At 70.4% G+C, this 25,093-nt stretch carries 21 protein-coding genes, 5 tRNA genes and 1 pseudogene; 19 read left to right on the plus strand and 8 right to left on the minus strand.

Features of this window, described 5'->3' with window-relative positions; all coding sequences use genetic code 11:
• Positions 1–8: 8 nt before the first annotated feature.
• Entirely contained in the window at positions 9–3,914 is a 3,906-nt protein-coding gene (locus ACIP6U_RS26895) for a nitrate- and nitrite sensing domain-containing protein (RefSeq protein ID WP_401722692.1), read from the minus strand.
• Positions 3,915–4,519: 605 nt separating this feature from the next.
• Here ACIP6U_RS26895 and ACIP6U_RS26900 point away from each other — a divergent pair.
• From ACIP6U_RS26900 to ACIP6U_RS26945, 10 genes are all read left to right on the plus strand, one after another.
• Positions 4,520–4,708 (plus strand): hypothetical protein, encoded by a 189-nt coding sequence (locus tag ACIP6U_RS26900; protein WP_401722694.1) that lies wholly within the window; start codon positions 4,520–4,522, stop codon positions 4,706–4,708.
• Positions 4,709–4,842: 134 nt separating this feature from the next.
• Complete coding sequence (locus tag ACIP6U_RS26905; protein WP_123997513.1) at positions 4,843–5,628, plus strand: fumarylacetoacetate hydrolase family protein; 786 nt, start codon at positions 4,843–4,845, stop codon at positions 5,626–5,628.
• Positions 5,621–7,102 carry a glutamate--tRNA ligase gene (gene gltX / locus ACIP6U_RS26910; protein WP_401722697.1) on the plus strand — a complete coding sequence of 494 codons (1,482 nt, stop codon included), beginning with the start codon at positions 5,621–5,623 and terminating at the stop codon, positions 7,100–7,102. The genes ACIP6U_RS26905 and gltX overlap by 8 nt, the downstream gene beginning before the upstream one ends.
• Positions 7,103–7,262: 160 nt before the next feature.
• Complete coding sequence (locus tag ACIP6U_RS26915) at positions 7,263–7,763, plus strand: hypothetical protein (RefSeq protein ID WP_401722700.1); 501 nt, start codon at positions 7,263–7,265, stop codon at positions 7,761–7,763.
• Between the two features lie 22 nt (positions 7,764–7,785).
• The gene (locus ACIP6U_RS26920; RefSeq protein ID WP_401722703.1) at positions 7,786–8,517 is read left to right on the plus strand and encodes an HAD family hydrolase; all 732 of its coding nucleotides are present in this window, start codon (positions 7,786–7,788) and stop codon (positions 8,515–8,517) included.
• A gap of 91 nt (positions 8,518–8,608) precedes the next feature.
• Positions 8,609–8,680 (plus strand) — tRNA-Gln (locus ACIP6U_RS26925).
• A gap of 42 nt (positions 8,681–8,722) precedes the next feature.
• Positions 8,723–8,795: transfer RNA gene (locus tag ACIP6U_RS26930), tRNA-Glu, on the plus strand.
• 62 nt (positions 8,796–8,857) lie between these two features.
• Positions 8,858–8,930 (plus strand) — tRNA-Glu (locus ACIP6U_RS26935).
• Between the two features lie 19 nt (positions 8,931–8,949).
• Positions 8,950–9,021, plus strand: a tRNA-Gln gene (locus ACIP6U_RS26940).
• Positions 9,022–9,049: 28 nt separating this feature from the next.
• A tRNA-Glu gene (locus ACIP6U_RS26945) sits at positions 9,050–9,122 on the plus strand.
• 198 nt (positions 9,123–9,320) lie between these two features.
• Here ACIP6U_RS26945 and ndgR read toward each other — a convergent pair.
• Complete coding sequence (ndgR, locus tag ACIP6U_RS26950; protein ID WP_123997509.1) at positions 9,321–10,037, minus strand: IclR family transcriptional regulator NdgR; 717 nt, start codon at positions 10,035–10,037, stop codon at positions 9,321–9,323.
• 186 nt (positions 10,038–10,223) lie between these two features.
• On the opposite strand from ndgR, the gene leuC reads away from it, so the two are divergent.
• The 4 genes from leuC (at position 10,224) to ACIP6U_RS26970 (ending at position 13,533) form a co-directional block, all read left to right on the plus strand.
• A complete protein-coding gene (gene leuC / locus ACIP6U_RS26955) occupies positions 10,224–11,648 on the plus strand; it encodes a 3-isopropylmalate dehydratase large subunit (protein ID WP_401722706.1) in 1,425 nt (474 codons plus the stop codon).
• A 5-nt stretch (positions 11,649–11,653) separates the two neighbouring features.
• Positions 11,654–12,247 (plus strand): 3-isopropylmalate dehydratase small subunit, encoded by a 594-nt coding sequence (gene leuD, locus ACIP6U_RS26960; RefSeq protein WP_401722708.1) that lies wholly within the window; start codon positions 11,654–11,656, stop codon positions 12,245–12,247.
• A gap of 264 nt (positions 12,248–12,511) precedes the next feature.
• Positions 12,512–12,742, plus strand: a complete 231-nt coding sequence (locus ACIP6U_RS26965) for a hypothetical protein (RefSeq protein WP_123997506.1) — start codon at positions 12,512–12,514, stop codon at positions 12,740–12,742.
• A gap of 137 nt (positions 12,743–12,879) precedes the next feature.
• The gene (locus tag ACIP6U_RS26970) at positions 12,880–13,533 is read left to right on the plus strand and encodes an HU family DNA-binding protein (protein ID WP_401722711.1); all 654 of its coding nucleotides are present in this window, start codon (positions 12,880–12,882) and stop codon (positions 13,531–13,533) included.
• A gap of 150 nt (positions 13,534–13,683) precedes the next feature.
• Here ACIP6U_RS26970 and ACIP6U_RS26975 read toward each other — a convergent pair whose 3' ends face one another.
• The gene (locus ACIP6U_RS26975; RefSeq protein WP_123997504.1) at positions 13,684–13,887 is read right to left on the minus strand and encodes a hypothetical protein; all 204 of its coding nucleotides are present in this window, start codon (positions 13,885–13,887) and stop codon (positions 13,684–13,686) included.
• Positions 13,888–13,984: 97 nt separating this feature from the next.
• Positions 13,985–14,623, minus strand: a complete 639-nt coding sequence (cofC, locus tag ACIP6U_RS26980) for a 2-phospho-L-lactate guanylyltransferase (protein ID WP_401722714.1) — start codon at positions 14,621–14,623, stop codon at positions 13,985–13,987.
• Positions 14,624–14,778: 155 nt separating this feature from the next.
• Between cofC and ACIP6U_RS26985 the strand changes: the two genes are divergently transcribed.
• The 3 genes from ACIP6U_RS26985 to ACIP6U_RS26995 are packed head-to-tail and all read left to right on the plus strand — an operon-like array spanning position 14,779 to position 17,884.
• Complete coding sequence (locus ACIP6U_RS26985; protein WP_401722717.1) at positions 14,779–15,660, plus strand: lysophospholipid acyltransferase family protein; 882 nt, start codon at positions 14,779–14,781, stop codon at positions 15,658–15,660.
• Positions 15,657–16,667 carry an NAD(P)H-dependent glycerol-3-phosphate dehydrogenase gene (locus ACIP6U_RS26990; protein ID WP_401722720.1) on the plus strand — a complete coding sequence of 337 codons (1,011 nt, stop codon included), beginning with the start codon at positions 15,657–15,659 and terminating at the stop codon, positions 16,665–16,667. The genes ACIP6U_RS26985 and ACIP6U_RS26990 overlap by 4 nt, the downstream gene beginning before the upstream one ends.
• A gap of 59 nt (positions 16,668–16,726) precedes the next feature.
• Entirely contained in the window at positions 16,727–17,884 is a 1,158-nt protein-coding gene (locus tag ACIP6U_RS26995) for a D-alanine--D-alanine ligase family protein (protein ID WP_401722722.1), read from the plus strand.
• A gap of 12 nt (positions 17,885–17,896) precedes the next feature.
• Here ACIP6U_RS26995 and ACIP6U_RS27000 read toward each other — a convergent pair whose 3' ends face one another.
• Both ACIP6U_RS27000 and ACIP6U_RS27005 read right to left on the minus strand, forming a co-directional pair.
• On the minus strand, positions 17,897–18,388 hold the full coding sequence (locus ACIP6U_RS27000) for a DUF3515 domain-containing protein (RefSeq protein ID WP_401722725.1): 492 nt from the start codon (positions 18,386–18,388) through the stop codon (positions 17,897–17,899).
• Between the two features lie 20 nt (positions 18,389–18,408).
• Complete coding sequence (locus ACIP6U_RS27005; RefSeq protein WP_003997603.1) at positions 18,409–18,642, minus strand: Lrp/AsnC family transcriptional regulator; 234 nt, start codon at positions 18,640–18,642, stop codon at positions 18,409–18,411.
• A gap of 206 nt (positions 18,643–18,848) precedes the next feature.
• On the opposite strand from ACIP6U_RS27005, the gene ACIP6U_RS27010 reads away from it, so the two are divergent.
• Both ACIP6U_RS27010 and thiD read left to right on the plus strand, forming a co-directional pair.
• Positions 18,849–19,814 (plus strand): thiamine-phosphate kinase, encoded by a 966-nt coding sequence (locus tag ACIP6U_RS27010; RefSeq protein ID WP_401722727.1) that lies wholly within the window; start codon positions 18,849–18,851, stop codon positions 19,812–19,814.
• Complete coding sequence (gene thiD, locus ACIP6U_RS27015) at positions 19,811–20,641, plus strand: bifunctional hydroxymethylpyrimidine kinase/phosphomethylpyrimidine kinase (RefSeq protein WP_401722729.1); 831 nt, start codon at positions 19,811–19,813, stop codon at positions 20,639–20,641. The genes ACIP6U_RS27010 and thiD overlap by 4 nt, the downstream gene beginning before the upstream one ends.
• Here thiD and ACIP6U_RS27020 read toward each other — a convergent pair.
• Both ACIP6U_RS27020 and ACIP6U_RS27025 read right to left on the minus strand, forming a co-directional pair.
• The gene (locus ACIP6U_RS27020) at positions 20,604–21,908 is read right to left on the minus strand and encodes an FAD-dependent monooxygenase (RefSeq protein ID WP_401722732.1); all 1,305 of its coding nucleotides are present in this window, start codon (positions 21,906–21,908) and stop codon (positions 20,604–20,606) included. The two genes, thiD and ACIP6U_RS27020, sit on opposite strands and share 38 nt — an antisense overlap.
• Positions 21,909–21,942: 34 nt before the next feature.
• Positions 21,943–25,025: pseudogene (locus ACIP6U_RS27025) on the minus strand (BTAD domain-containing putative transcriptional regulator).
• Positions 25,026–25,093 lie beyond the last annotated feature (68 nt).

Here is a 25,093-nt window from a genome sequence, read left to right on the forward strand (position 1 = left end):
TGGCTCAACTAACGCTCCTGCTGGTGAGTGGGGCTCGGGAAGCTGCCGGTCTGGCCGGTGTTGGCCCGACCCTGCGCGATGCCCCGACGGAGATTGGTCAGCCGGCCGCGTACGTCATCAGGCGCACGCGATACCTGCGGACCGGCTTGGTGCTGTTGCTGCTGAGCCGTGCCCGGGACCAGGTTCGCCCGGGGCACCCGGCGCGGCAGGCCGGAGGTGGTGACGCCGCCCGCGGCCGGCTGCCGTACGCGCTCCGCCTGTCGAACGAGGTCGTCGTTCGGAGACGTGCGCCAGGAAGTCGGGGCGGGACGCTGAGGGGGAGCCGAGGGAGCCTGCGGCTGGGGGACCGGCGCGGAGCCGTTCCCGTTGCTGGTCGGCCGACCGCTCGGCTGACCGTTCTGCTGGCCGTTCGGGACGACCCCGTTGGAGCCGGTCCCGTTCTGGCCGTGCTGCCCGCCCTGACCGTTCTGGCCCTGACCGTGGAACCAGTTGGTCTCCAGCGTGTCGTACAGCGGGGTACGACCGTCGCCCGGTCCGGCCGGGGGCAGTGCCTCGGGCTCCGGACGGGTGGGACGCTGCTGGGGGCGCGGCGGAGCGGGCTGCCGCGGCTGACCGTAGTCGCCGCCGTTGCCGTTCGCCTGCGGGCGCTCGAACTGCCCGGTACCACCGGGGTTCTGACGGCCCGGCAGGGAGTGCTGGCCGGTGGAGCCGTTGTCGTAGCCCGGCACGGCGAACTGCCCGGTGGAACCGGGGTCGTAGGCCTGGGGGCTGGCGAACTGGCCCGTGTTGGCGGGGTTGTTCGGGTTGTTGGAGTTGTTCTGCTGGTTCGGTCCGTGGTTCGGGCTGCCGAAGACGTCGGAGCGGACGAACTGCCCCGTGTTCTGGGAGCCGTTCGCGCCCTGCTGCTGCGGCGCGTCGAGGTCGGGACGCGGGAACTGTCCGGTGTGGTGCGGCGATTCCGCGCCGGGACGGGCGAACTGGCCCGTCTGCTGCGGGTTGCCGTTGGCACCGAAGTCGGGGCGCGCGAACTCGGAGGTGGAGGCCGGGCCCTGCCGCTCGTCGTAGCGCGGCACCGCCGGCATCTCGCTCGTCGCGTCGATCCGCGGCATCCGGGAGGTCTCGTCATGGCCACGCGGGGTGTCCAGCGAGGCCCGCGGCACCGGCGGCTGCGCGTTGTCGTCGCTCCAGCTCGGCGTGCGCGGCTGCTGCGGGTTGCCGCCCGGCAGCTCGGCCCGCGGTCCACCGCGGCCCGGCAGCAGCGGCTGACGACCACGCCGGCCGCCACCACCCTGTCCCTGCTCGGAAGGCGCGTTCCCACGTCCGGCCTGCGGCGGTACGGCACCACGGGCGCCGCCGAAGCTGTCCTGGCCGAAGCTGTCCTGACCCACGGACTGCATGCCCTGCGTCGAGCCCGGTCCCTGACCGAACCCGGCGCCCGCACCCGCGGGAGCGGGCCGGCCCTGGGGGGCACCGCCGGGAGACTGCGGTCCACGCTGTCCGCCCGGTCCACCCGGACGACCGCCGCCCTGGCCCGCACCGGGCAGCGCGGCCCGCGGACCCTGACCGGCGGCGAGCCGGCCACCGGAGGGGGCACCGGCACCGAGGGCGCCACCGCCCGACGCACCCGCGCCGAGGGCACTGCCCGCCGGAGCACCGGCACCGGCCTGACGTCGGGCCGCGGCCATACCGGCGGCGGCCTGCGCGGCGGCCGGACCGCCGGCGACACCCTGACCCGGCTTGCCCTGCGTCTTCTTGCCGCCCTGGGCGACATCGACGGGCAGCATGACCAGCGCGGTCGTACCACCGGAGTCGGACGGGCGCAGCTGGATGCGGATGCCGTGGCGCTGCGACAGGCGGCCGACCACGAACAGACCCATGCGGCGGGAGACGGAGACGTCCACGGTGGGCGGCGAGGCGAGCCGCTCGTTGATCGCCGCGAGGTCCTCGGGGGAGAGGCCGATACCGGTGTCGTGGATCTCGATCAGGACGCGGCCGTCGGGCAGCGCGTGACCGGTGACCTTGACCTTGGTCTGCGGCGAGGAGAAGGAGGTCGCGTTCTCGAGCAGCTCCGCGAGGAGGTGCACGAGGTCGTTGACCACGCGGCCGGCCACTTCGGTGGTCGGCACGGAGGCCAGTTCGATGCGCTCGTACTGCTCCACCTCGGAGGCGGCGGCGCGGAGCACGTCGACCAGCGGGACCGGACGGGTCCAGCGGCGGCCGGGCTCTTCACCGGCGAGGACCAGCAGGTTCTCACCGTTACGGCGCATGCGGGTCGCGAGGTGGTCGAGCTTGAAGAGCGAGGAGAGCTGGTCCGGGTCGGCCTCGCGCGACTCCAGTTCGGAGATGAGCGAGAGCTGACGCTGGATGAGGCCCTGGGAACGGCGCGAGAGGTTGGTGAACATCGCGTTGACGTTGCCTCGGAGCATGGCCTGCTCGGAGGCGAGGCGGACCGCCTCGCGGTGCACGTCGTCGAAGGCCGCGGCCACCTGGCCGATCTCGTCCCGGGAGTGCACACCGACCGACTCGACGGAGGTGTCGACGTCCTGCGGGTCCGACTCGGAGAGCTGCTTGACCAGCTCGGGCAGCCGGTCCTGGGCGACCTTGTTGGCCGTCTCCTGGAGCCTGCGCAGCGAGCGGATCATGGACCGGGCGATGACGAAGGCGCCGACCAGGGAGACACCGAGCACGAGCAGGATCAGCGCACCGGAGATGATCGCCTCGCGCTCGGAGGCGGAGCGCAGCTGGCGGGCCTTCTGCTCCATGTCCTCGAGGAGCGTGTGCTCGATCTTCTTCATCTGGTCGATCTTGGTGGAACTGTCGTCCACCCAGTCCTGGTAGGACCGCTTCTGCAGGTCGTCGAGGCCGTCGGTGCTGGCCAGCGCGCGGCCCGCGTAGGTGTCCGTGGCCTTGATCGTCGCGTTGTTCTCCTCGATGGGCTTGAGGAGGTTGGCCGCGGCCTCGGTGCCGTAGATGCTCTTGAAGCTGCGCAGTTCGGAGGTCTGGCTCTGCAGGGCCGACTGCGCGTAGAGCCGGTCGTTGTCCGAGAGGTCGCCGAAGGTGTTGTCGGTGACGGGCAGCGCGGCCGCCAGGACCGCGCGCTGCATCGACGCGTACTCCTTGGCGGAGGAGAACGACGACAGGGCGCGCGTGCGCTGGATCATCTCGGGGTTGCTCGTGGCCTCGGCCATGTCCTGGGAGAGGTCGAGCAGGTGCGTGATGAGGCGGTGGTAGGCCTCCACGGTCTGCGTGGAGTTGCCCTTGGCCTCGTAGGCGGTGGAGCGGATCTTCGCCAGCTGGTCGAGGTCGCTGACCACACCGACCAGGCTCTCGCGGACGCCCTGGAGGTTGCCGTCCTTGCTGGAGGTGTCGATCTCCTCGGCCGCGTCCACGAAGTTCTGGACGGCGCGGTCCGACTTGTCCCGGACGCCCTTGACCGTGTACGCGCTCGACTTCGAGTTGTGCGCCAGCGGGCCGGCGGACTGGTCGCGCTCCTCCTGGAGCGCGGCGGCCAGCTCGGTCGCCTGCTTGGTCATGTCCGTCAGCAGCTTCATGTTGTCGAGCTGCTGGATGTCGTCCATGTTGTCGCTGATGCGCAGGGCGCCCAGCGAGGTGGCCGCGACCACGGGCAGCGCGAGCAGCGACACCAGGCGGGTGGAGATTCGCCAGTTGCGCAGCGCCACGCGCGGTCCGGGGCCGGCCGGGCTCTTGGGCGGTTTGGCCGGTGGAGCGGGCGTACCCGCGGGTCCTCCGGTCGTCGACGCACCAGGGCGCCCGGCGCCTCCGCCGTCACCTGACGGGGCCGGGCCCGGGTTCTGGGCGTGCTGGGGCGAGGAGCTGCCAGCCTTGGGGCCAGCCCCGCCGTGCGGCTCCGGCTCCGCCGAAGCACTGCCATCCCTCTTGAAACGTCCCTGCACTAGCGTCGCAACCTCTGGACCAGGCACCCCTCCGCGTGAACGGAAGGACACGGTGTCGGCGTTGGGGAACGCCCTGAACGCGCGCCCCAATGTTTGGTCGTGAGTGACCGGCGCTGGTTCCCCCTCTCGCCGCCACTGGCGCTGAGTTCACGCCCCCTGTGCGCCGGCTCGATCCTGCGGCGGTCCGTGGAATTCCAGCACAGTGCCGGATCTCCAACAAGGCCCGTGGGCCATGCCGTGACCTACGTGACAGCATGTGAGTGGCGAGTCACCGGACGTAGAAAGTGATCTCCTGCATAACGGACTTATGTCCGCGAGTCGGCCACGTAAGGGGGGTGTCCCAGTCGCCATGATCAGGAGCGGAATGAGGTCTTCAGGCGCCCAATGTCCCTTTCGTCGGGGTCGGTTGCGGGCCTGAATTGACCGGTTTGCCCAGGGGTCAGTGAGCAAACTCACACGGGGTTCAGGGGGTCCTGGCGTCTTCCGGTGGGAATTGCATGTTTAGCCTGACGCTTTACAAGACGTAACACTTTGACAACCGCGCCCGCCAGAGCCCGTATCGGCCCTGGTCCGGGGGCCCGTACACGACAAGGTCACGTACAACGGTGAAGACGACGATGATGTTCCGCACGATAGCCAACCCGCGGCGCACGACGCTGGTGCACCTCGAGGGCGCAGAGGAACTGCAGACCCTGGAGCAGCCGGAGCACTCCGTCGACCTCCCGACCAACACGGCCAACCCCCGTCGCACGATCCTCATGGAACTGCCCGAGACGGCAGCCGTCGCGCACTAGTACGCGGAGCGGGGACGGGTGATTCAGAAGTGCACGGCCGGCCGCGCGCCACAATGCGCGCGGCCCGGCCCCCTTCACCGCGTTAGCCTGGAGCGTCAGACTCCAGCCGGCTCAGTGAGGGGCGCCAGGATCCCGTGCGCATCGCCAGATTCTCCATCGACGGGAACGTCGCCTTCGGCGCGGTAGAGGGCGACAAGCCGGACGAGCTCGTCCTCGACATCATCAAGGGCATCCCGTTCACGGACTTCGAGCTCTCCGGTACGAAGGTCCCGCTCAGCAAGGTCCGGCTGCTGCCGCCGGTGCTCCCCAGCAAGGTCGTGGCCTTCGGCCGCAACTACGCGGAGCACGCGCGCGAACTGGGCAACGAGGTCCCGGACGCCCCCTTCGCCTTCTTCAAGCCGTCCACCTCGGTGATCGGCTCCGGCGACGAGATCCAGTACCCGCCCTTCTCCGAGGAACTGCACCACGAGGCCGAACTGGCCGTGGTCATCGGCCGGTTGTGCCGTGAGGTCCCGCGCGAGCGCGTCCAGGACGTGATCTTCGGCTACACCTGCGCGAACGACGTCACCGCGCGCGACGTCCAGAAGCGCGAGAAGCAGTGGGCCCGGGCCAAGGGCTTCGACACCTCCTGCCCGCTGGGCCCCTGGGTGGAGACGGACCTCGACCTCGCGACGGCGTCCGACCTGACCGTCCAGCTCACGGTCAACGGCGCCCAGCGCCAACTCGGCCGTACCAGCGAGATGATCCACTCGATCGAGGATCTGATCGTCAACATCACCGAGGCCATGACGCTGCTTCCCGGCGACGTGATCCTCACGGGCACCCCGGCAGGCGTCGGACCGCTCACCGTCGGCGACGAGGTCGCCGTCACCATCGAAGGCATCGGCACTCTCACCAACAAGGTTGTCAAGCGTGGCTAGCGCACCCGGTTCCCCCGTACGCGTCCGTTTCTGCCCCTCGCCGACCGGTAACCCCCACGTGGGCCTGGTCCGCACCGCCCTGTTCAACTGGGCGTTCGCCCGCCACCACCAGGGCACGCTGGTCTTCCGCATCGAGGACACCGACGCGGCCCGCGACTCCGAGGAGTCCTACGGCCAACTCCTCGACGCGATGCGCTGGTTGGGCTTCGACTGGAACGAGGGCCCCGAGGTCGGCGGCCCGCACGCGCCGTACCGCCAGTCGCAGCGGATGGACATCTACAAGGATGTCGCCCGCAAGCTCCAGGACGCCGGTCACGCCTACTACTGCTACTGCTCCACCGAGGAACTGGACGCCCGCCGCGAGGCCGCCCGCGCGGCCGGCAAGCCGTCCGGTTACGACGGTCACTGCCGCGACCTGACCGACGAGCAGAAGGCCGCGTACGTGGCCGAGGGCCGTACGCCGATCGTCCGCTTCCGCATGCCCGACGAGACGATCACCTTCACGGACCTGGTCCGCGGCGAGCTGACGTTCACCGCGGAGAACGTCCCGGACTACGGGATCGTACGAGCCAACGGCGCCCCGCTGTACACGCTCGTCAACCCGGTCGACGACGCCCTGATGGAGATCACGCACGTCCTGCGCGGCGAGGACCTGCTCTCCTCCACCCCGCGCCAGATCGCGCTCTACAAGGCGCTGATCGACCTGGGCATCGCGAAGCAGATCCCCTCCTTCGGGCACCTGCCGTACGTGATGGGCGAGGGCAACAAGAAGCTCTCCAAGCGTGACCCCGAGTCGTCCCTCAACCTCTACCGCGAGCGCGGCTTCCTGCCCGAGGGACTGCTCAACTACCTCTCCCTGCTGGGCTGGTCGCTCTCGGCCGACCGGGACGTCTTCACGATGGACGAGATGGTCGCGGCCTTCGACATCGCCGACGTGAACCCCAACCCGGCCCGCTTCGACCTCAAGAAGGCCGAGGCGATCAACGCCGACCACATCCGCCTCCTGGACGTGAAGGACTTCACCGAGCGCTGCGCCCCGTGGCTGAAGGCCCCGTTCGCCCCCTGGGCGCCGGAGGACTTCGACGAGGCCAAGTGGCAGGCGGTCGCCCCGCACGCGCAGACCCGCATGAAGGTGCTGTCGGAGATCACGGACAACGTCGACTTCCTGTTCCTTCCGGAGCCGGTCGAGGACGAGGCGTCCTGGACGAAGGCGATGAAGGAGGGCTCCGACGCGCTTCTCCGTACGGCCCGCGAGAAGCTGGAGTCCGCGGACTGGACCTCGCCCGAGTCGCTCAAGGAGGCCGTCCTGGCCGCCGGTGAGCTCCACGGCCTCAAGCTCGGCAAGGCCCAGGCCCCGGTCCGCGTGGCCGTCACCGGCCGCACGATCGGCCTCCCCCTCTTCGAGTCCCTGGAGATCCTGGGCAAGGAGAAGACCCTGACCCGCATCGACGCGGCGCTGGCAAAGCTGAGCTGAGCTGGGCTGGGCTGACTGAGCAACGCACGCACGCGTGAAGGGCGGTGGCCGATACGGCCGTCGCCCTTCCGCTTTTCTCCATGCCGACGTCGGGTGATCGACGGGGTCTGTTCATGATCGGTTCGCGGAGATGTCGTAAGCGACCCCAATTCTCATGATCATGTCATCCTGGAGAACTTCCCTGAGAGTGGCCGTCCCCGCGGGCGCCACCGCCCTGCTGCTGGCCGCCGGCGGCACTCTGTCCTACGCGTCCGCGGCCAACTGGACGTACATGAACGACTACGAGGGCAACTGTCTGGTCGCCTCGGCGACGACCGACAAGGTCTGGTCGGACACCTGCAACGACGCGCTCTCCACCCGTAACTGGCACTGGGGCTCGGCGACGCAGGACGGCTTCGGCTACACCTTCCGCCGACTGGTGAGCAACGCCAACGGCGACTGCCTCACCACGGACTGGAAGTCCCAGAACAACGCTGTCTGGACGAGCCCGTGCGGCGGCAGCGGCCAGCAGTTCTGGAACGGCGACGACAACCGCCTCATGAACCTCTGGGCGCACCAACTGCGCACCTCCGACAACGGCGTGGCCATCTACAGCAGCACGGCCGAGGTCACGGACCAGATCCCGATCGAGCGGTTCGTCTGGTGGGGCGCCCACGACTGACGGGTTGGGTTACCGTCGGATCATGAGCATTCGCGCCGTGGTCTGGGACGTCGACGACACTCTTTTCGACTACACGGGCGCGGACCGGATCGGCATGGGCGCGCATCTCGCCGCCGAGGCCCTCCTCGACGGGTACGGCACCGTCGAGGAGGGCATCGCCCACTGGCGGGAGATCACCGACCAGCAGTGGGCGAGGTTCTCGGCGGGGGAGACGACCTTCGAGGGCCAACGCCGGGACCGCGTACGGGTGTTCCTGGGCGAGGACCTGAGCGACGCCGAGGCGGACGACTGGTTCCGGCGCTACCTGACGCACTACGAGGCCGCCTGGGCCCTCTTCCCGGACGTGCTGCCCGTCCTGGACGCCCTCGCGGCCAGCCACCGGCATGCCGTGCTCTCCAACTCCAGCATCACCGTCCAGGACCGCAAACTCCGCGCCCTCGGCGTGCACGACCGCTTCGAGGTCATCCTGTGCGCCGCCGAACTCGGAGTCTCCAAGCCCGAGGCCGGCGCCTTCCTGGCCGCCTGCGACGCCCTGGGACTCACCCCCGGCCAAGTCGCCTACGTCGGGGACCATCCGGAGATCGACGGCCGCGGTGCGGCGGACGCCGGACTGCTGTCGGTGTGGATCGACCGCGGCGGCGTATACAGCGGCGGCGACGCCCCCGAGGGCCCGCACCGGATCGCCTCCCTCGCCGAACTCCCCATGATCCTCGGCTCGGATACCCGTTTTGGAGCCCCGTCCACCTTCAGGTAATGTTCTTCCTGCGCCGCCGGGGAGCGGGTCGAAAGGCCGGAAACCGAAGGTGCACACTAGAACAAGATCCCCACAGGGGCTTGAGTTCCAGTGGCCTATGGTGTAATTGGCAGCACGACGGTTTCTGGTTCCGTTAGTCTTGGTTCGAGTCCAGGTAGGCCAGCTCGCAGAGCTCATCTGCACATGTGGAGATCAGCTCCACGAAGCCCCCGTTGTGTAGCGGCCTAGCACGCTGCCCTCTCAAGGCAGTAGCGCCGGTTCGAATCCGGTCGGGGGTACAGATCCTTCCCGCGAGGATGGTTCGGGTAGCTCCCGCCGACCTCGATGCAGGATCGCTAGGGCCCCCGTTGTGTAGCGGCCTAGCACGCCGCCCTCTCAAGGCGGTAGCGCCGGTTCGAATCCGGTCGGGGGTACGTTTTACTTGTATTACATTGGTCTATGGTGTAATTGGCAACACTACGGTTTCTGGTACCGTCATTCTAGGTTCGAGTCCTGGTAGACCAGCTTTGAACTGCGGAAACGCAGAAAATAGGCCCCCGTTGTGTAGCGGCCTAGCACGCCGCCCTCTCAAGGCGGTAGCGCCGGTTCGAATCCGGTCGGGGGTACGCGGACGATGGCTCTTCGCCTTGGCAGACGCCGAGGTGGGGGGCCGTTTCTGTTTGTCGGCGGGTGCGCGTTGTGTGTGGCTGGTCGCGCAGTTCCCCGCGCCCCTGAGGTTGGACCAGCGTGCCCCTTACTGATACGTGCAGGGGATTCAGGGTCTGCCGCGGCGTTGAGGCCGACCCCTGTTTCCCCCTGAGGCGTCAGCTGGTGCGGCGTAGGGCCTCTGAGAGGCGGCCTGCGGCGTCGATGACCGCTTGGGCGTGCATGCGGCCGGGGTGGCGGGTGAGGCGCTCGATGGGGCCGGAGACCGAGACGGCGGCGACCACGCGGTTGGAGGGGCCACGGACGGGGGCCGAGACGGACGCCACTCCCGGCTCGCGCTCGCCGATGGACTGGGCCCAGCCCCTGCGTCGTACGCCCGAGAGGGCCGTCGCCGTGAAGCGGGCCCCTTGCAGGCCCCGGTGCAGGCGCTCCGGCTCTTCCCAGGCCATGAGGATCTGGGCGGAGGAGCCGGCCTTCATCGTGAGGGTCGAACCGACCGGGACCGTGTCCCGCAGTCCGGACAGGCGTTCCGCGGCGGCGACGCAGATGCGCATGTCGCCCTGGCGGCGGTAGAGCTGGGCGCTCTCGCCCGTGATGTCCCGCAGATGCGTGAGGACCGGGCCCGCGGTCGCGAGCAGACGGTCCTCGCCCGCCGCCGCGGCCAACTCCGCCAGCCGGGGGCCGAGAATGAAACGGCCCTGCATGTCCCGTGCCACCATGCGGTGGTGCTCCAGGGCCACGGCCAGTCGGTGGGCCGTTGGTCGTGCGAGTCCGGTGGCCGCGACCAGCCCCGCGAGGGTGGCCGGGCCGGACTCCAGGGCGCTCAGGACAAGGGCCGCCTTGTCCAGAACGCCCACGCCGCTACTGTTGTCCATGAAACGATACTCGCGTCTCACTCTGTGAAACGCAAGTTCATTTTTCCGTGAGACGCGCAACCCTGGATGCATGGCGGCCCGAAGACCGACGGGCCTGGTGGCGGGTGCCCGGGTACAGGGGCGCGGGCGTCGCCTCCACAGATCTCTAGTTGGGCCGGCGCGTCATGGCCGGCCGGAGGGAAAGCGATGGGTAGGACACTCGCGGAGAAGGTCTGGGACGACCACGTCGTCCGGCGCGCCGAGGGCGAGCCCGACCTCCTCTTCATCGATCTGCACCTGCTGCACGAAGTGACCAGCCCGCAGGCCTTCGACGGACTGCGGCAGGCGGGGCGTCCCGTGCGCCGGCTGGACCTCACCATCGCCACCGAGGACCACAACACCCCGACCCTCGACATCGACAAGCCCATCGCGGACCCGGTCTCCCGCGCCCAGTTGGAGACGCTGCGCAAGAACTGCGCCGAGTTCGGGGTGCGCCTGCACTCGCTCGGCGACGTCGAGCAGGGTGTCGTCCACGTCGTGGGCCCGCAGCTGGGTCTGACCCAGCCCGGTACGACGGTCGTCTGCGGCGACTCCCACACCTCCACCCACGGCGCGTTCGGCGCGCTGGCGTTCGGCATCGGCACCTCGCAGGTCGAGCATGTGCTGGCCACCCAGACGCTGCCGCTGGCCCGCCCCAAGACCATGGCCATCACCGTCGACGGCGAACTGCCCGACGGCGTCACCGCCAAGGACCTGATCCTCGCCATCATCGCGAAGATCGGTACCGGCGGCGGCCAGGGCTACATCCTGGAATATCGCGGCTCGGCCATCGAGAAACTCTCGATGGAGGCCCGGATGACCATCTGCAACATGTCGATCGAGGCCGGCGCCCGCGCGGGCATGATCGCGCCCGACGAGACCACCTTCGCGTACATCAAGGGCCGCGCCCACGCGCCCGAGGGCGAGGACTGGGACGCGGCCGTCGCGTACTGGAAGACCCTGAAGACCGACGAGGACGCGGAATTCGACGCCGAGGTCGTCATCGACGGGCCCTCGCTGGCGCCGTTCGTCACCTGGGGCACCAACCCCGGTCAGGGCGCGCCGCTTTCGGCCTCCGTCCCCGACCCTGCTTCGTACGAAGACGCTTCGGAGCGCCTCGCCGCCGAAAAGGCCCTGGAATACATGGGGTTGGAGGCCGGTCAGCCGCTGCGCGACATCAAGGTGGACACCGTCTTCGTAGGTTCATGCACCAACGGCCGTATCGAGGACCTGCGGGCGGCCGCCGAGATCGTCAAGGACCGCAAAGTCGCCGACGGCGTACGGATGCTGGTCGTCCCGGGCTCCGCGCGGGTCGGTCTGCAGGCCGTCTCCGAGGGCCTGGACGTCGTGTTCAAGGACGCCGGTGCCGAATGGCGGCACGCCGGTTGCTCGATGTGTCTGGGCATGAACCCCGACCAGCTGGCGCCCGGTGAGCGCTCCGCGTCCACCTCCAACCGCAACTTCGAGGGCAGGCAGGGCAAGGGCGGCCGTACGCACCTCGTCTCGCCGCAGGTCGCCGCCGCGACCGCCGTGTTGGGCCATCTGGCCTCGCCCGCCGACCTGTCCGACGCACCCGTGCCCGCTGGAGTCTGAGAGTCATGGAAGCATTCACCACACACACCGGCCGGGCCGTTCCGCTGCGCCGCTCCAACGTCGACACCGACCAGATCATCCCAGCTCACTGGCTCAAGAAGGTGACCAGGGACGGTTTCGAGGACGGACTCTTCGAGGCCTGGCGCAAGGACGCGAACTTCGTCCTCAACCGCCCCGAGCGCAAGGGCGCGACGGTCCTGGTGGCAGGACCCGACTTCGGCACCGGCTCCTCCCGCGAGCACGCCGTGTGGGCGCTGCAGAACTACGGTTTCAAGGCCGTCATCTCCTCCCGCTTCGCCGACATCTTCCGCGGCAACTCGCTCAAGAACGGCCTGCTCACGGTGGTTCTGGAGCAGAAGATCGTGGACGCGCTGCAGGAACTCACCGAACGGGACCCGCAGGCCGAGGTCACGGTCGACCTGGAGGCCCGCGAGGTGCGCGCCGAGGGCATCACCGCGGCCTTCGAACTCGACGAGAACGCCCGCTGGCGGCTGCTGAACGGGCTGGACGACATCTCCATCACCCTCCAGAACGAGGGCGACATCTCCGCGTACGAGGCCAAGCGCCCCTCGTACAAGCCGCGGACGCTTCCGGTCTGACCCAGCAGGCCGGAGCCTGACGAGTTTCGGCCACCACGGACCCTTCCTGTACCCCCGATCAGCCCGATCGGGGGTACAGCCATGTCTGTACCCGAACGGCCCTGCGAGCGTTCGCAGTCGCGCTCAACTTCCCATGTTATTAAGGCCGTTGCAGGGGTAGCCGAGGGTTGTAACCGTGACTTCCGCAACCGCCCGGAAGGCCGTTTGAGGCATCAGTTGCGACCCCCGCAGGCGACAACTCGCCCCAGATGGCACAATCTGTGCATGGAACACGACGGCCAACTCAAGCTCTATGCGGCAGTCGCGGACCAACTCAAGGAAGCGCACACAAGGGTGCGCTCACTGCAAGTCCCGGAGGGCGTACGGATGGCGCTGACCCGGAAGCTGCTGGTCATTACGGCCGCGGCCAAGCACGATCTCGCCGACGCGGCAAGGCGTCTGGAGCGGTTCAGGTCGGACCTCGACGAGGGTCGATTCCCCGAAGAGGAACGCTGAACACGTCCCAGGCAGTCGAAACCGTTGCGGCACAAGGGTGATAAGCCCGTTTCGTGTTTGATTTGCGGTATATATCTGCCTAACGTGCGAAAAAGCTTGAACACTTTCGTTCTGGCAATGTCTCCGAAGGGGAAGACGTGAACAAGGCGCAGCTCGTAGAAGCGATTGCCGACAAGGTCGGTGGCCGTCAGCAGGCCGCCGAGGCGGTGGACGCGGTCCTGGACGCGATCGTCCGTGCGACCGTCGCGGGTGATCGGGTCTCGGTCACCGGGTTCGGCTCGTTCGAGAAGGTCGACCGTCCGGCCCGCTACGCCCGCAACCCCCAGACGGGCGAGCGGGTTCGGGTCAAGAAGACCTCCGTTCCGCGCTTCCGTGCGGGCCAGGGCTTCAAGGACCTGGTGAGCGGCTCGAAGAAGCTCCCGAAGAACGACGTCGCCGTCAAGAAGGCGCCCAAGGGCAGCCTGACCGGCGGAGCTTCCGCGACGGTCAAGAAGGCCGCGGCCAAGAAGGCCGCCCCCGCCAAGCGGGCGTCCGCCGCCGCCAAGAAGACGACGGCGAAGAAGGCCACGGCCAAGAAGACCACGGCCACCGCCAAGAAGGCGACCGCGAAGAAGGCCACGGCCAAGAAGACCTCGGCCACCGCCAAGACCGCCGCGGCGAAGAAGACCACCGCGAAGAAGGCGACGGCCAAGAAGGCCCCGGCGAAGAAGGCGACGGCCAAGAAGGCCCCCGCCAAGAAGTCCGCGGCGCGCACGACCACCGCCAAGAAGGCCACCGCTCGCAAGAGGTAAGGGCGCACGGGCACTCACGCGCCGGGCCGGACTCCGCAACGGAGTCCGGCCCGCGGCGCGTTGAGAGGTCCTGGGGGTTGCCGGAAGGGCTTCTGGCGGCTCTGCGGGGGCCGTTCGGCTCCCGAGGCTCCTGAGGGCCGTTCGGAAGGTTCAGAAGGTCTGGAGCGTCACCAGCGTGATGCGGCGGGCCTCGCCCGCGCCCTCGGTCTCGATCCGCACCCGCTGCCCGGCCCGCAACAGCCGTAGCCCGCCCGCGTCGAACGCCGGCGCGTCGAAGGGCACCGGGGTGCCGTCGTCGAGCAGCACCTGCCCGCTGCGGGTCTCGGGGTCGTAGGTGTACGCGGTCGCCTGCATGGCCGCAGCCTAGTGCTCCGCGGTGGGCGAGAGCACGACGGGCAACGGGCAACGGGCAACGGGCAACGGCACGACGGCCGACGGCATTACTGCCGGGCTACTGCCCCCGAATCAGCAACTGTGCGGCCACCGTCGCCGTTCGGGGACCCACTCCCAGCGCCAGTGCCGCGCGCAGGTCGTCGCCGGTGTCCACGTCCTGGCGTACCGAATCCACCGCGTCCAGGGGGAGCTCCACCGCTCCGGAGATGCGGTGGCGGGAGCGGGATTCCGTGCCGAATGCCGGGAGCAATTCCCGGTGCGGTGCCGCGGCCAGCAGGGTGGTGCCGATTGCGGCCGCGTCGGCTAGAAAGGCGCGGGGGAATTCGGCGGCCGCGTCCAGTACCCGGGCCAATTCGCTGGGGCGCAGTGCCGGGAGATCGGCGTTGAGGGCCGCCACGGGACTTCCCGGGCGCTCGGCGCGTATGACGGACGCGCCGTGCGCCAGGGCGCTGTTCAGGCCGCCCGGCGGCTCGTCGGCGACGATCCGCGCGCCCAGCGCGGCGAGCTCACGGCCGGCCAGGGCGTCGCCCGTGACGACCGCCACATCCCGAACCGCGGGGCAGGCCAGGGCCGCTGCCACGGTGTCCTGGGCGAAGGCCAGGGCGAGGCCGGGGCGCAGCGCGTCGGCCGCGGTGTCCGAGAGCCTGCTCTTGGCCCGCGCCAGGGCTTTCAGGGGTATGACCAAGGTCCACTGCACGAGCGTTTCGTCCCTCTCTTGTCGCGGCCATTGTCACTCAGCCGTCACCTGGTCCATCTGGCGGTCGCGCCGTCGGGGCGTACGGTGTTCTCGACAGACCGACGGCCTGGGGCGACACTTGTGCGGCCCCCCGGGCCCTGGAGGAAGGTGTTCGCGTGTCCCGCCGCAGAATCGGCTTCTGGTACCGCCTCGCAGCGGTGATCGCCAAACCGCCGCTGGTGGTTCTGATCAAGCGGGACTGGCGGGGAATGGAGCACATTCCGGCCGACGGTGGATTTATCACCGCGGTGAACCACAATTCTCACATCGACCCCTTCGCGTACGCGCACTTTCAGTACAACACCGGGCGCGTTCCGCGATTCCTCGCGAAGAGCGGTCTTTTCAACAAGGGATTCGTCGGCGCCATGATGCGCGGCACCGGGCAGATCCCCGTCTACCGCGAGACCACCGACGCGCTGAGCGCCTTCCGGGCCGCGATCGACGCCGTGGACCGCGGTGAATGCGTCGCGTTCTACCCCGAGGGCACCATCACCCGGGACCCCGACCAGTGGCCCATGACCGGCAAGACCGGTGCCGCGCGCGTGGCCCTGCAGACCAAGTGCCCGGTGATTCCCGTCGCGCAGTGGGGCGCCAACGAACTCCTGCCACCCTACGCCAAGAAGCTGCACGTCCTGCCGCGCAAGACCTCGCACGTCCTCGCCGGCCCGCCTGTGGACCTGTCTCCCTTCTACGACAAGGAGATGTCCCCGGACGTCCTCAAGGAGGCGACCGAGGTCATCATGGCCGCCATCACGGGTCTGCTGGAGGACATCCGCGGCGCGAAGGCGCCCGACACCCCCTACGACCCGCGCCAGGAACGGATCGAGCAGCGGCGCAGGACCGCCGAGCAGACCCGGCAGGCGCAGGCGCACGCGAAGGCCGAACGGGAAAAGGCCGATGAGGCGAAGGCCGCAGAGAACGAGGCTCTGGAGGCGAACGCCGAACAGACACCGGCGACACCGGCGAAGGCCGTACAGGAAGAGGGGCAGGGCGCGTGAGCAAGTCCGTCAAGGCGGCGGTGTTCAGCGCCGGTTCATGGGGAACGGCGTTCGGCATGGTGCTGGCCGACGCGGGGTGCGAGGTCACCCTGTGGGCGCGCCGCGCGGAGGTCGCCGAAGCCATCAACTCCACCCGGACCAACCCCGACTACTTCCCCGGTGTCGAACTCCCGGAGAACCTGCGGGCCACCACCGACCCCGCGGAGGCCGCCGCCGGCGCGGACTTCACGATCCTGTCGGTGCCGTCCCAGTCGATGCGCGCCAACCTCGCCGAGTGGACGCCCCTGCTCGCCCCCGACACGGTCGTCGTCTCCCTCATGAAGGGCGTCGAACTCGGCTCCGCCATGCGGATGAGCGAGGTCATCGAGGACGTCGCCAAGGTCGGCGCGGACCGCATCGCCGTGGTCACCGGACCCAACCTGGCCCGGGAGATCGCCGCCCGCATGCCGGCCGCCGCCGTGGTCGCCTGCACCGACGAGGCCGTGGCCCGACGGCTCCAGGCCGTCTGCCACACGCCGTACTTCCGCCCGTACACCAACACCGACGTGGTCGGCTGCGAGTTGGGCGGCGCGGTGAAGAACGTCATCGGGCTCGCCGTCGGCATCGCGGACGGCATGGGCCTGGGCGACAACGCCAAGGGCTCGCTCATCACGCGCGGGCTCGCCGAGACCACCCGGCTCGGCATGGCGCTGGGCGCCGACCCGCTGACGTTCTCCGGACTCGCGGGCCTGGGCGACCTGGTGGCGACCTGCTCCTCGCCGCTGTCCCGCAACCACACCTTCGGCACCAACCTCGGCAAGGGCATGACCCTTCAGGAGACCATCGCGGTCACCAAGCAGACCGCCGAGGGCGTCAAGTCCTGTGAGTCCGTGCTGGATCTGGCGCGCAGGCACGGCGTCGACATGCCGATCACCGAGACGGTCGTCGCCATCGTGCACGAGGGCAAGTCCCCCGTGGTCGCCGTCAAGGAGCTGATGTCGCGCAGCGCGAAGCCCGAACGACGCTGAGCGACCCCGCCCTGCGGACGCTGACTCAAGCCACTACCAACGGGTACTCTCAACGCGATATGAGCACCGAGAACCTCCCCCAGAGCCCCGAGCAGCCTGCTCGCAAGCCGCGTGTGGCCGTCGTGTTCGGCGGTCGCAGCTCCGAGCACGGGATCTCCGTGGTCACCGCCGGCGCCGTGCTGCGGGCCATCGACCGGAGCAAGTACGACGTCCTGCCGATCGGCATCACCCAGGACGGCCGGTGGGCGCTCACCGCCGACGAACCGGACCGCATGGCGATCACCGAACGCCGGACGCCCAACGTCGAGGAACTCGCCGAGTCCAGCGAGGGCGGCGTGGTGCTCCCCGTCGACCCCGCCAACCGCGAAGTCGTCTACAGCGAACCGGGATCGGTGCCCAAGGCGCTCGGTGAGGTCGACGTCGTCTTCCCCGTCCTGCACGGTCCCTACGGCGAGGACGGCACCCTCCAGGGCCTGCTGGAGCTCTCCGGTGTCCCGTACGTCGGTTCGGGTGTGCTCGCCTCGGCCGTCGGCCAGGACAAGGACTACATGAAGCGGGTGTTCACCTCCTTCGGGCTCAAGGTCGGCCCGTACGTGGTGATCCGGCCGCGCGAGTGGGAGCGCGACGAGTCGGCCGCCCGCAAGAAGATCGTCGACTTCGCCGGGGAGCACGGCTGGCCGCTCTTCGTGAAGCCCGCGCGCGCGGGTTCCTCGATCGGCATCACCAAGGTCGACGACATCTCCGGTCTCGACGACGCGATCGCCGAGGCCCACCGCCACGACCCGAAGATCCTGGTCGAGGCGGCGCTTCGGGGGCGCGAGATCGAGTGCGGGGTGCTGGAGTTCGAGGACGGGCCGCGGGCGTCGGTCCCCGCGGAGATCCCGCCGCCGGACGCGCACGCCTACTACGACTTCGAGGCCAAGTACATCGACTCCACGCCGGGCATCGTCCCCGCCCCGCTCACCCCGGAGCAGACCGCCGAGGTGCAGCGGCTCGCGGTGGAGGCCTTCGAGGCGGCCTCCTGCGAGGGGCTGGTCCGCGCGGACTTCTTCCTCACCGAGGACGGCGAGTTCGTCATCAACGAGATCAACACGCTGCCCGGCTTCACGCCGATCTCCATGTACCCGCAGATGTGGCAGGCGAGCGGCATCAACTACCCGGACCTGGTGGACCGTTTGGTGCAGGCGGCGCTGCGCCGCTCAACCGGCCTGCGCTGATTGAGGCTTGGGCTAGTCGGCGATCCCCTCGGGGATCGCCTTCTTTATTGCCGAGGCCAGGTCGACGAGCGGTGCCACGCCGTTTCCCGTGCGGTTCTTCGGGATCGTGACCTCCACGTACGCCGTCCGCAGCGTCGTGGTGAAACGGAACGATCCGTCGTCCTGCTTCTCCAGCAGCCAGCCGACCCCGTTCACCTCGACCCCGTCGGCCTCCGGATCGCTCATCTTCGCGGGCCGTTCGACACCGCAGCGCAGTATGATCGCCGCGTTCCCCCACCCCGCGGTCAGCGCGGACGCGGGCGAGGGATCCCGGCGGGCCTGACCGTCGACCTTCGACGGCAGCGCACTGTCCAGTTTCCGGCACAGCTTCGTGACCTTCGTACCCGGCGAAGGAACCGCCGCCGACGGGCTGTCGTCTGCTGAGGAGCAGCCCGTCGCGGCGAGCAGCAGGGCGAGGGCCGGTGGCCCCAGGACAGTGCGGTGCCGGTGACGGAAGAAGTTCACCGGCCAAGGGTAGACGGGGGCTACAGATGCACGACCGGGCAGGTCAGGGTGCGGGTGATGCCGTCCACCTGCTGGACCTTCGCGACCACCATGCGGCCGAGGTCGTCCACGGTGTCGGCCTGGGCACGCACGATCACGTCATAGGGTCCTGTCACGTCCTCGGCCTGGATCACCCCAGGAATCTTGCTGATCGTCTCGGCGACGGTCGACGCTTTGCCGACCTCCGTCTGGATCAGGATGTACGCCTGTACCACGGAACCTCCAGGGCGGCCACGAGGATCATGTGGGGAAAAGGAACGCCACGGTATCGCGTCGCCGCTCACCGCGGGGAGACCCGCGGAGAGGGAGGAGCGTGTGCCGAGGCGCGGGCACGACAGAGGTTGACGGTCCTTACGACCGTATCGAGGACACTGATGACGCGCGACCGGGCACGGACAGGGACAGAAGGGGAGCAAGGGACATGAAGGGCACTGTTGGTGAGCTGGGAGAGTTCGGGCTCATCAGGGAGCTCACCTCCCGTCTCACCACCACCCCGGCGGTCCGGGTCGGCCCCGGCGACGACGCCGCGGTGGTCACCGCGCCCGACCGACGGGTCGTGGCCACCACCGACATCCTTCTGGAGGGGCGGCACTTCCGCCGGGACTGGTCCACGGCGTACGACGTGGGCCGCAAGGCCGCCGCGCAGAACCTCGCGGACATCGCGGCCATGGGCGCCGTGCCGACCGCGCTGCTGCTCGGCCTCGTCGTCCCGGCCGAACTGCCGGTGACCTGGCCGAGCGAGCTGATGGACGGGCTGCGCGACGAGTGCCAGGTGGCGGGCGCGTCCGTGGTCGGCGGCGATGTCGTACGAGGCGACACGATCATGGTGTCGATCACGGCACTCGGCGATCTGCGGGGCCACGAGCCCGTCACCCGGGGCGGCGCCCAGCCCGGCGACCTCGTCGCGGTGACCGGCTGGCTGGGCTGGTCCGCGGCCGGGTTCGCGGTGCTCTCCCGCGGTTTCCGCTCGCCGCGCGCCTTCGTGGAGGCGCACCGGCGCCCCGAGCCGCCGTACCACGCGGGCCCGGCCGCCGCCGCGCTCGGCGCGACCGCGATGTGCGACGTCAGCGACGGCCTGATCGCCGACCTCGGGCACATCGCCGAGGCCAGCAAGGTCCGGATCGACGTCCGGTCCGGCGCGATCGACATCCCCTCGCAGATGAACGACATCGGGCAGGCCGTCGGGGTCGACCCGATGCAGTGGGTGCTGACCGGGGGAGAGGACCACGCGATCGTGGCGACCTTCCCGCCGGACGTGAAGCTGCCGGCCCGCTGGAAGGTCATCGGCGAGGTGCTCAACCCCTCGGCGCTGCCCCAGGTGACGGTGGACGGGGCGCCGTGGACCAGCAAGGGCGGCTGGGACCACTTCGGGGACATCGAGTCGTGAGGCCCGACGCGCTCACGAAGCCCAACGTGCTCACGGTGGCCGGCTCCGACTCCGGTGGCGGGGCCGGGATCCAGGCCGACCTGAAGACGATGCTCGCGCTCGGCGTGCACGGCATGAGCGTCCTCACGGCGGTCACCGCGCAGAACTCCCTTGGCGTGCAAGGGGCTTGGGAGCTGCCGGTGGAGGCGGTACGCGCGCAGTACCGCAGTGTCGTGGACGACATCGGCGTCCAGGCCGTGAAGACCGGGATGCTGGCCTCGGCCGAACTGGTCGAGGCCGTCGCGGAGTTGATCGGCGGGACGGACGCGCCGGCCGTCGTCGACCCGGTGGGCGTCTCCAAGCACGGGGACCCGCTGCTGGCGGCCACCGCACTGGAGTCGGTACGGAAGCGGCTGCTGCCGGTGGCCACCGTGGCGACCCCGAACCTGGACGAGGTGGCCCAACTGACGGGCGTACACGTCGAGTCGGAGGAGCAGCTGCCGGAGGCCGCCGCCGCCGTGCTGGCGTACGGGCCGCGGTGGGTGCTGATCAAGGGCGGTCATCTGGCGGGCGACGCCGTGGACCTGCTCACCGACGGCACCGAGGAGCACTGGCTGCGGGCGCCCCGCTACGACAACCGGCACACGCACGGCACGGGTTGCACCCTCGCCTCGGCGATCGCGTCGCAGCTGGCGAAGGGGCAGTCCGTGCCGGAGGCGGTGCAGGCCGCGAAGGAGTACGTCACCGGGGCGATCGCGGCCGGGTTCGCGCTCGGCGCGGGGATCGGGCCCGTGGACCACGGCTGGGCCCTCAGGCCGCGGACGGGGACGGGTACTCCCGCAGCTTGATGTCGGTGGCCGCCTTCTCCGTGAGCTTCTTGAAGAAGCCGGCCAGCAGCCGCGAGCCGAGCAGCCGGTACATGCGGTCCCGGCTGCGGATGCGCCGCTCGGTCGCCGGGGCGAAGAACGGGCCCGCGTTCCCGGAGATCTTCTGGCAGCCCTTGGCGAAGTCCCGGATCCGGGCCTCGTACTCGGCGAAGGCGGTACGGAAGTCGCCGCCCGCGAGGGCGAGTTCACCGGCGAGGACGTACGCGCCGACGATCGCCACGCCCGTCCCCATGCCGCCCATGGTCGCCCCGTACCCGGCGTCCCCGAGCAGCGCCACGCGCCCCTTGGTGAGGCGGTCGACGTGGACCTGGGCGATCGCGTCGAAGTAGAGCTCGTCGGTCTCCTCCAGGGCCTTGAGGACGGTCGGCGTCTCCCAGCCCATCCCGGCGAACCGGTCCATCAGGATCCGCTTCTGCGCGGTGACGTCCCGGCGGTCGTACGACAACTCCTCGGACCGGAAGACCAGCAGGGCGCCCGCGCGGTCCGGATCGCCGTCGTAGTTGCCGATGTCGACCGCCCGGCCGGGTTCGCTGTAGAGCAGGCCCGTGCGGTTCAGGCCCAGGTGGTTGGGGATCTCGAAGGCGGCCACGTAGTGGTCGAAGAAGCGCAGGTAACGGGACTCGTCGCCGAAGGCGAGACGGCGGGTGGTGGAGTGCAGGCCGTCGGCGCCCACGACCAGGTCGAAGCGCCGGGGCGCGCCCCGCTCGAAGGTGACGTCCATGCCGTCGGGGGTCTCGGTGAGCGAGGTGACCGAGTCGCCGAAGACGTATTCGACGTCATCTTTTGTTCGCTCGTACATGATCCGCGCCAGTTCGCCGCGGAAGATCTCCACGTCACCGCTCATCATCTCGGCGGGCAGGTCCACGCGCGGGCTGCCGTCCGCTTCGACGACGGTCTGGCGGCCCATGTGGGTCTGGTGGGCGTGGATCTCGTCCCAGATGCCCATGGCGGTCAGGACCGTCCGGTGGACGTGCCCCCGGAAGTCGACCGCGTAGCCGCCACCGCGCGGCTCGGGCGCCCGCTCGACGACGGTGACGCGGGCGCCGTACCGGGCGAGGTTCAGGGCGAGGGCGGGACCGGCGACGCTGGCACCGGAGACCAGGACGGTGAGGTGACCGAGGTCGGGTGCGCTCGTCGGGCCGGATGCAGTCGCCTTGCTGTCCGCGTTCGTCCGGCCGTCCGCGTTCGTCCGGCCGTGTGCGTTCGTCTTGCCGTGTGTGTTCGTCATGAGGAGAGCGTCGGCGCCCCCGCTGACCGCCCGCCTACCGTTCGCTGACCACCGCTGACCGCAGCCTCCGGCCCCGCTCGAAGGCCCGCTCGTACGCCCCGGGCGACAGCTTCGCGCGTACGTCCCGATCGGTGCGTACGACATCGCGGTCGCCCTCGGGGCGGGCGCCCCGCAGGCCCGCGCCGGCACCGAGCAGTGTCGCGGCCCGCTCCGGGGACTCGGCGACGGACGCCAACGCCTCGGCCGCGTCCGCGAGTTCGAGGTCGCCCGGACCTTCGGCGGCCAGCTCCGCGGCCTGCCGGAACCAGTCGCGGGCTGTACCGGGGTCGGCCTCGGCGGCGGCCGTGCGGCCCAGGCCGATGAGGATGCGGACGGTCTCGCCGACGCTGAACCAGGTGGCCGCGCACGCCTCCAAGGCGCTTTCGTAGTGCACGCGTGCGCGTGCCGTGTCCCCGGACAGCCGGGCCGCGTCCCCGAGACCGCGCCGGGCGCTCGCCACCTTGTCGGGCATACCGGCGGTACGGGCCAGCGCGAGGGCCTGCTCGAAGTGGGCGACGGCGGCGGCCGTATCACCCTGGTGCAGCAGCACGGTCGCACGGCCGCGCAGCAGGTCCGAGGTCTCCTCGGGGGCGGCCAGCGCCCGCACGTACCCCAGGCCCTCGTCGAGGAGCTCCAGCGCCCGCGCCGAGTCCCCGCGCGCGTGGGCGTGCATCCCCAGCGGATCCAGGGAGTTGGCCATGCCCCAGCGGTCGCCGGTCGCACGGAACCCGGAGAGCGCGCCGGCGAAACGCTCTTCCGCCTCCCGCACCCGCCCCTCGAACTGCTCCCGGAAACCCAGCCCCACGTCCAGCAGGGCACGCGCCCAGGCGTCCTCACCCGCCAGCGCGAGAGCCCGGTCCATGGTGGCGGGCCGGGGACCGGCGGCGACCGCCCACAGCACGAGGACGAACGGCAGCCGTAGCGGCCCCTCGTACGAGCCCAGAACGTCGTCCACGCGCGCGACGATCTCGTCGGACCGGTCCCCGTTCCCGTTCCCGCCCCCATGTCCGTCTGCGGAGAGTGAGTTGATCGCGCACAGCACGTACGCCTCCTCAAGGCCCGGCGGCGGCGCGTCCCCCACGGCGGCCAGCAGGTCGCGGGCCGTCGACACCTGAGCGCCGTGCAGTCCGCGCAGCCGCCAGAACCAGGACAGGAGTGCCATCAGGCGCAGGGCGTCCTCGGGGCGGGTCCCTACGAGGTGGCGCAGTGCCGTGTCCAGGTTGCCGTGGTCGGCGGTCAGCCGGGCCAGCCAGGGCAGTTGACCGCCGCCGCGCAGCTCCGGCTCGGCCCGCTCGGCCAGCCGCAGGAAGTACGCGGCGTGCGCGTCCCGCAGCTCCTCCCGGTCGGTCAACTCCTCGGCGGCGAAGGCCCGGATCGTCTCCAGCATCCGGTAGCGCCCCTCGGCCATCTCAGGGCCGGACACCTCAGAGCCGGACACCGCAAGACCGGGCACATCCAGGTCGGACACCTCAAGGAACGACTTCTCGACCAGGGAGGCCAGCAGATCCTCCGGGTAGGGCAGCCCGCACACCGCCTCGACCGCCGCCAGGGTCGCGCCCCCGGAGAACACGGTCAGCCGTCGCGCCAGCTCCCGCTCCTCGTCGTCCAGCAGGTCCCAGCTCCACTCCACCACCGCCCGCAGGGTGCGGTGCCGGGGCGCCTTGGAGCGGTCCCCGCGTGACAGCAGCCGGAACCGGTCGTCCAGGCGGTCGGCCAGCTCGTCGGGGTCCAGCGTGCGCAGCCGGGCCGCCGCCAGCTCGATGGCGAGGGGCAGCCCGTCGAGGGCCGCGCAGATGTCCGGCACGCGCGCGTGGGCCTCGAAACCGGGGCGTACGGCACGCGCGCGGTCCGTGAAGAGCCGTACCGCCGGTTCCGGCGCCAGCGGTGGCACCGGGACCAGGATCTCGCCGGTGATGCCGAGGGACTCACGGCTGGTGGCGAGGACGCGCAGGCCCGGGCAGGACGCGAGGAGCAGCGCGGTGAGCCGGGCCGCGTCCGCCACCAGGTGCTCGCAGTTGTCGAGCACCAGGAGGACCGCGCGGTCCTCAAGAGCGGCGAGCAGCCGGTCCGTGCTGTCCGTCGCGGGACCGCGGAAGCCCTCGCGCACGCCGAGCGCGGTCAGGACGGCGTACGGGATCCGGGTGCCGTCGGTGAGCGGTGCCAGCTCGACGAAGCAGACCTCGGCGTGCGCGCCGGCGGCCTCGATCGCCAGGCGCGTCTTGCCGGCGCCGCCGGGTCCGGTGAGCGTGACCAGGCGGGAGTCGGCCAGGAGGGCGGAGATGCGGGCGAGTTCGGACTCACGGCCGACGAACTGGGTGAGCTGGACCGGCAGCCGGGGCCGTGCCGGTTCCGCGCCGCCGCCCCGGAGCAGCTCCAGGTGCAGCGCGGACAGGTCGGGCGAGGGGTCGGCGCCCAGTTCGTCGGCGAGCGCGCGTCGGGCCTCCTCGTACACCGCGAGCGCCTCCGCGGGCCGCCCGGCCGCGTGCAGGGCCCGCATCAACTGCCCGGACAGCCGCTCGTCCAACGGTGATCCGGCCAGCAGCGCCCGCAGCTCCGGTACGAGTTCGGGTCCGCCGCCGAGCGCGAGATCCGCCTCGATCCGGTCCTGTACGGCGGCCGGCCTGAGTTCTTCGAGCCGGGCGGCCTCGGCGTGCGCGTCCGGGAGGTCGGCCAGCGCCGGACCGCGCCACAGCGCGAGCGCCTCGCGCAGCCGGGCCGCCGCCAGCGCGGGATCACCGGCGGCGAGCGCGGACCGCCCGTCCCTGGACAGACGTTCGAAGAGGTGGGCGTCGACCGAATCCGGCGGGGTGGTGATGCGGTAGCCGGCCGGGACCGCCTCGATGTCCGTGTGCGGGGCCAGGCGCCTGCGCAGGCGGGATATCTGCGACTGGAGGGCGTTGGCGGCTCCGGAGGGCGGCTCGGCCCCGTACAGGCCGTCCGTGAGGCGCTGCGTGGAGACCGCGCGGCCCGCCTCCAGGAGCAGGAGCGTCAGGAGGGCGCGGGGGCGGGGCCGCCGGGGTCGACGGGGGTGCCGTCGTCGGTGCGGACGTCCAGGGGGCCCAGGATCCCGAAGCGCATTCCTCGGATTCTGGCAGCTCACCCGGCCCGCGGGGCGGGCCTCGGGATTCGGGCCGCGGTGCGGGCAC

Source organism: Streptomyces sp. NPDC088794 (assembly GCF_044750545.1).
Classification (GTDB): domain Bacteria; phylum Actinomycetota; class Actinomycetes; order Streptomycetales; family Streptomycetaceae; genus Streptomyces.

Bases quoted from the DNA above. Each gene is read 5' to 3' on its own strand.
- ACIP6U_RS26915 (WP_401722700.1), top strand. From the start codon at position 7,263: ATGTCATCCTGGAGAACTTCCCTGAGAGTGGCCGTCCCCGCGGGCGCC.
- ACIP6U_RS26920 (WP_401722703.1), top strand. From the start codon at position 7,786: ATGAGCATTCGCGCCGTGGTCTGGGACGTCGACGACACTCTTTTCGAC.
- ndgR (WP_123997509.1), bottom strand. From the start codon at position 10,037: ATGGACAACAGTAGCGGCGTGGGCGTTCTGGACAAGGCGGCCCTTGTC.
- leuC (WP_401722706.1), top strand. From the start codon at position 10,224: ATGGGTAGGACACTCGCGGAGAAGGTCTGGGACGACCACGTCGTCCGG.
- leuD (WP_401722708.1), top strand. From the start codon at position 11,654: ATGGAAGCATTCACCACACACACCGGCCGGGCCGTTCCGCTGCGCCGC.
- ACIP6U_RS26965 (WP_123997506.1), top strand. From the start codon at position 12,512: ATGGAACACGACGGCCAACTCAAGCTCTATGCGGCAGTCGCGGACCAA.
- ACIP6U_RS26975 (WP_123997504.1), bottom strand. From the start codon at position 13,887: ATGCAGGCGACCGCGTACACCTACGACCCCGAGACCCGCAGCGGGCAG.
- ACIP6U_RS26995 (WP_401722722.1), top strand. From the start codon at position 16,727: ATGAGCACCGAGAACCTCCCCCAGAGCCCCGAGCAGCCTGCTCGCAAG.
- ACIP6U_RS27010 (WP_401722727.1), top strand. From the start codon at position 18,849: ATGAAGGGCACTGTTGGTGAGCTGGGAGAGTTCGGGCTCATCAGGGAG.
- ACIP6U_RS27020 (WP_401722732.1), bottom strand. From the start codon at position 21,908: ATGACGAACACACACGGCAAGACGAACGCACACGGCCGGACGAACGCG.